The sequence below is a fragment of the Enterococcus sp. 3H8_DIV0648 genome (assembly GCF_002140655.1).
GTDB lineage: Bacteria > Bacillota > Bacilli > Lactobacillales > Enterococcaceae > Enterococcus_A > Enterococcus_A hulanensis.
This window is the reverse complement of record NZ_NGLG01000001.1, coordinates 370052-374453: the sequence shown is the minus strand read 5'-3', so window position 1 is coordinate 374453 and position 4402 is coordinate 370052. Positions and strand designations below refer to the sequence as shown.

Below are 4402 nucleotides of genomic sequence, written 5' to 3'. Positions count from 1 at the left end.
GTAACAATACTATTTGTCGAAGCTAAAGGCGCGAGTGTTTTAACCAAGTTCGCATTTATATTTAGTTCTGTAATTTTAGATTTATTTCCCAAGGGACTGATATCCTCAATCGCCTGACCATCCAGCATTACGTTTATTAAGGAATCACAAGTTGTCAAAGCTGAAATCGCGTTTGGACCACGCAATCCTCTCGTATTATACGTAGGCGTATGAATTGCTGGATCAAAAACAATATCTGTAATTCCGCCCGGATTAGTATAGTAATAATCTCGGCCATTGTAATTCTTTGCTCCTGAAACTCGTAAATCTGTCAGGTTATCATAGTTCTCGAGTCCATTTAGATTATGCAACCCTGGATGACCATACAAAGATAGCTCTTTTAGTGAACCTGCACAGTTCAATCCTTTTAATGAAGTCAGTCCATATCCAACATATGAAACTTCTGGGTTAGATACTTCTGTTAATGAATCACTTCGATGTTCATCATATTTTTCAAAACTGATCTTCTGCAGTTTAGTAGATTGTTCTAGCCCTTCAAAATTTTGAACACCACCATTCTGATGGTACGAGCTATTTTGAGAACCATTAATAATCAATGTTCTCAATTCTTTACAGCCAGTTAAACCATTAAGCGAAGTCAACTCGTTTTCAGTAGCAGAAAAGTGCTCTAAAGCTGGATGGTTTTTTAATTCGTCGATATCATTTAAAAGCCCCGAATAGAAAGTCAAACTCTGTAATTTTTTCAGATTTGAAAAACCCGCGGGTAGCGATGTAAACGCGTCATCTCGTTTAGCACCTTTATTGACTAAATTGATTTCGGTCAAATTGACTGCATACTGAAGGCCTTCTAAAGACCCAATAGACGTCCCTTCCTCTTGCTGGTTGGGTGAAAAATCATAGACACCGCGTAATAATACTGGCAGCTTTTCCATTTGACCTTTAGTTATTGTGTCACCAGTAGTTAACCCTTCTGCAAACAGATGATTCAATGTATTAACCACCATCAATTTCACTGTCGGGTCGGGAATATCTACAGGATCGGTGTCTGACTGCGGTCCGACTCCTTTAGTTTTCTTTTTATCCTTATCAGCTTTTTCTTCACTCGAATCAGTCGTAGGCTCATTCTTTTCCTCGGCTTTTTCGCTCGATTCCGGTACAACTTCTGTCGATTCTACAGTGGAAGCTTCTACATCAGCCTCCGAAGATGCCAAAGTTGGTTCAGAACTAGTCGTCTTCAGCAGGTTGCTGGAAGTTGTTGCTGATTCATTTGTCTCAATCGCGTATACACTCGAAGTTGCTTGTGATGCAACTAAAAGCGAGAGTGTCAAAAGTGAGAATAATTTTCTCTTATTCATTCGCTTCCACCCTCTTTCTATCTCTGTGAGTAACTACAATTAAAATCAATGCTACTAATAGTATTCCAGCCAGAGTTAATAAAAATTGTTGCTGCATATTGGTTTGCGGCAATCTTCGATAGATTCTGGATTGGCTTCTTACGTTTGTGACGCTTGGTGTGCGTACATTTGACGGCTGCGTCGGTTCTTCCGGTTCAGTTTTTGGTTCTGGTTTTGGTTCTTCTGACGGATTCGTACTTGGCAGCGTTGGTTCATCTTCATTCGTATTAAATCCAATACCTGCTTCGGTATCTGCTTTATCCACTTCAGATGCACTTGCAGCAAATGGCTGAACACTTATAGTAAGAAAAGCTACTATTAAAAGAAGGAAAGATATGGATGCTATTTTCTTTTTCATCTTCTTCTCCTTTACTTCTTTCTTTGGATAGAACGATTTCGATTCATAATGATGACTACCAAGATAACCAAGGCCAATGCTAAAACAACTGTCGCGATCGGTACCCAGCTTGGGGTGATCACTTTATCGACAGCTTCGTCATTCAACTTATTGGCAGCTTCATTTGTAATCGAAATTTCTTTCGTCCATTTCCAAGTTTTTTCTTCATTTTGAGCGACGATTTCTACTGAATATTTGCCAGCTTCCACGTTTTCTAAACCAAGCGGAACTTGGTAAGTAAAATTAGTGTTGGGTGCGACTGAAAGATCTTCGCCCTTTTTTTCATAAAGGACTTTATCAGAGCCTTTCTTTCGAACCTTGACGTTCATCTTCATTTGATCGATCATTTTTGGCTGATCGTTTTGAAGTGAGACGCCGACTACCTTACTCCCATTTGAAAGAAAGACATCCGCTTTTTTGAAGTGCAGCTCCCCACCTGAATTGTATTGCGCTGCATCTTCTGTCAAAACCATTCCAATCGTATAGCCTGTTTCTACTTTTAATCCTGTCTTCTTGCTTTCACTATCATTAGGCACACCGATCAAGCGAATGGCGCCAAGCTTGATCCCGGAAAATTCTTCTTGAGGAGGCGTGATCTCCAGCTCGATCGTTTTTTCTTCGTAATTTTCAACCGTCACTTCTTTAAACTCTTCTGGTACTTTGACAAGTTCTGTTACCGGATTTTTCAGTGAGTCATCCAGCTCTGGTTTATCCACGCCATAATCAATCGACGCTTCTGAAGAAGTCATCGCGTCGTTTAAGCTTACCTTAACCGTACGCGCTTCTTTTCTAGTGCTGATGATCTTCAGCTGAATTCGTTGAGCCTCTCCTGGTGTCACCTTTAAAAAGTAAAAGCTTCTTGATGGATCGACTTGATTGGAAGGAAGCACCGTTTCAACAGTGAATCCCATGGTGTCTCTATTTTTCTGATCTTCGTTCTCATCTGCAAAAGCCGCTGATGCAAACGAAAGTGACAGACAGACAAAAACGAGTAAACTAGCAACTATCCTTTTCAACGTAAAAACCTCCGTCAATTTAAAATGAGTCAAGGATAGACGATGCTACCCTTGCTCTTCTTATAAAGTGTCATCCAATGTCCAAGTTAGTGTTCCTGAGTAGTACAAGCCTTTTTCACCTTGTTTTCCACCCACACCTAACTTGATATTTTCAAGTGATGCTGCCCAGTCAGCTGAAGCATCTTGTGCAGTTTGACGCATCAATTCTTTTGAAGCCCCGCCTGCTTCTAATTGCGTTGATGCTGTTACTGTTGGTGTCTTACTACCTGTAGCTGTCGCATGAGCACCCGCTGCTTTGATAGTAGCAGCATTTGTATTCGGATCATCTTCACCTTCATATCCGTGAGCTTTAGAATCAAAGAATAATTGCGCCTTAGTCAATTTTTTAGTTGGAGTAGTCGCATTAGTGATTTCACCTAATTTAGCGTTTACTTTCCATGTATTTGTATCAGTTACGCTTCCGGTTGGATCGTCTTTACGTGTGTCGCGTACCACAACATAATAGTTGTTTGTGCTGACTTCTGAAAATTCTGTATATTTGTTGTTTACATCGTTGTATTTGCCGAAGTCTAATTTCTTAGGTACCCAGCGTAATTGTAAATCACCAGCATTTTCCCCAGGGATATGTGCGTCCACGAAGCCAATACCCACTTCTGTGTCTCCCTTATCTACTTCTGCAGCGTAGGCAGCGCCTGCACCAATTGCAGCTAGCGTTGTTACTGTCAAAGCAGTGACCAAAGTTCTTTTCATTTTCATCATTCGTTCCTCCAATAAATAATTTTATTTGAAAAAAAGCACGCTTGCTTTAATCCCGTAATTTGGTTGTTGCCTTATTCACTCCACTTATAGCCGTAGCCTCGAACCGAAGAAATGCTGAATAGTGACAGCTTCGAGCGCAGGCGTTTGATATGACCATCAATGACGCGCAAATCAATATTTTCAATATCATTGCTCCACAGCTTCTCGGCTATTTCCTCTCGACTCAATGCCATCCCTTTATTCGTCAAAAAAAGCACCAGCAGGTCATATTCTTTTTTTGTCAGCGGAACGATTTGGTTTTCCTTTTCAACAATGCGGCTTTGGGTATCTACGGAAATCCTTTCAATCGTTGAAGTAAGACCGTAGGAACTCATCTGGTTCGTGGTATTTTCCTTCATTAGAAGCTGCTGAATGTACTTAATCATGATGGTTAAGCTTTTATCTTTACTCAGATAGTGGTCAACACTAATCGTAATGGCTTCCAGCTCCACTTCCTCTTCGGGAAAGGCGGTTAAGATGATGCTGCGTAATTGAGGTTTGATTTCTTTTAGAATTGTCAGTAATTTGACCCCGTCCATCTCCTCCATACAAAAATCAGAAATGACTAAGTCGTAATTTTTTTTGGTGAATTCGGCCACGGCTTTGATAGGAGTATTCATAAAAGTGACCTCATACCCAGCTTCGATCAACGCTTCTCTCAGATTCAACGCATATTTTTCATCATCTTCTACTAACATAATTCGTTTGTTCAATTTCTATACCTCCATTTGAAGCTTTTGTTCTTTTATTGTTGTTTAAGGGTCGATGTTAATTGCACCCTTTATATAACATAGTTT

Annotated in this window: 5 protein-coding genes; all 5 read right to left on the bottom strand. The window is 40.2% G+C overall.

Going from position 1 to position 4402, the window contains the following annotated elements; translation table 11 throughout:
- Positions 1-1355: hypothetical protein (locus A5875_RS23505; RefSeq protein ID WP_176244593.1), on the bottom strand; the 1355-nt coding region annotated here is incomplete at its 3' end.
- Positions 1348-1752: an LPXTG cell wall anchor domain-containing protein gene (locus A5875_RS01760; RefSeq protein WP_088932022.1), complete on the bottom strand. Its 405-nt coding sequence runs from the start codon at positions 1750-1752 to the stop codon at positions 1348-1350. The genes A5875_RS01760 and A5875_RS23505, both read right to left, overlap by 8 nt.
- Before the next feature lie 11 nt (positions 1753-1763).
- Positions 1764-2807: a DUF916 and DUF3324 domain-containing protein gene (locus A5875_RS01755; protein WP_088932021.1), complete on the bottom strand. Its 1044-nt coding sequence runs from the start codon at positions 2805-2807 to the stop codon at positions 1764-1766.
- 60 nt (positions 2808-2867) lie between these two features.
- Positions 2868-3566, bottom strand: a complete 699-nt coding sequence (locus A5875_RS01750; protein WP_088932020.1) for a WxL domain-containing protein — start codon at positions 3564-3566, stop codon at positions 2868-2870.
- Between the two features lie 71 nt (positions 3567-3637).
- On the bottom strand, positions 3638-4318 hold the full coding sequence (locus A5875_RS01745; RefSeq protein WP_088932019.1) for a response regulator transcription factor: 681 nt from the start codon (positions 4316-4318) through the stop codon (positions 3638-3640).
- Between the last annotated feature and the right edge of the window lie 84 nt (positions 4319-4402).

What these genes read in the sequence shown, in the direction of transcription:
- A5875_RS01760 (WP_088932022.1), bottom strand. Translation starts at nt 1,752, where the DNA reads ATGAAAAAGAAAATAGCATCCATATCTTTCCTTCTTTTAATAGTAGCT.
- A5875_RS01750 (WP_088932020.1), bottom strand. Translation starts at nt 3,566, where the DNA reads ATGATGAAAATGAAAAGAACTTTGGTCACTGCTTTGACAGTAACAACG.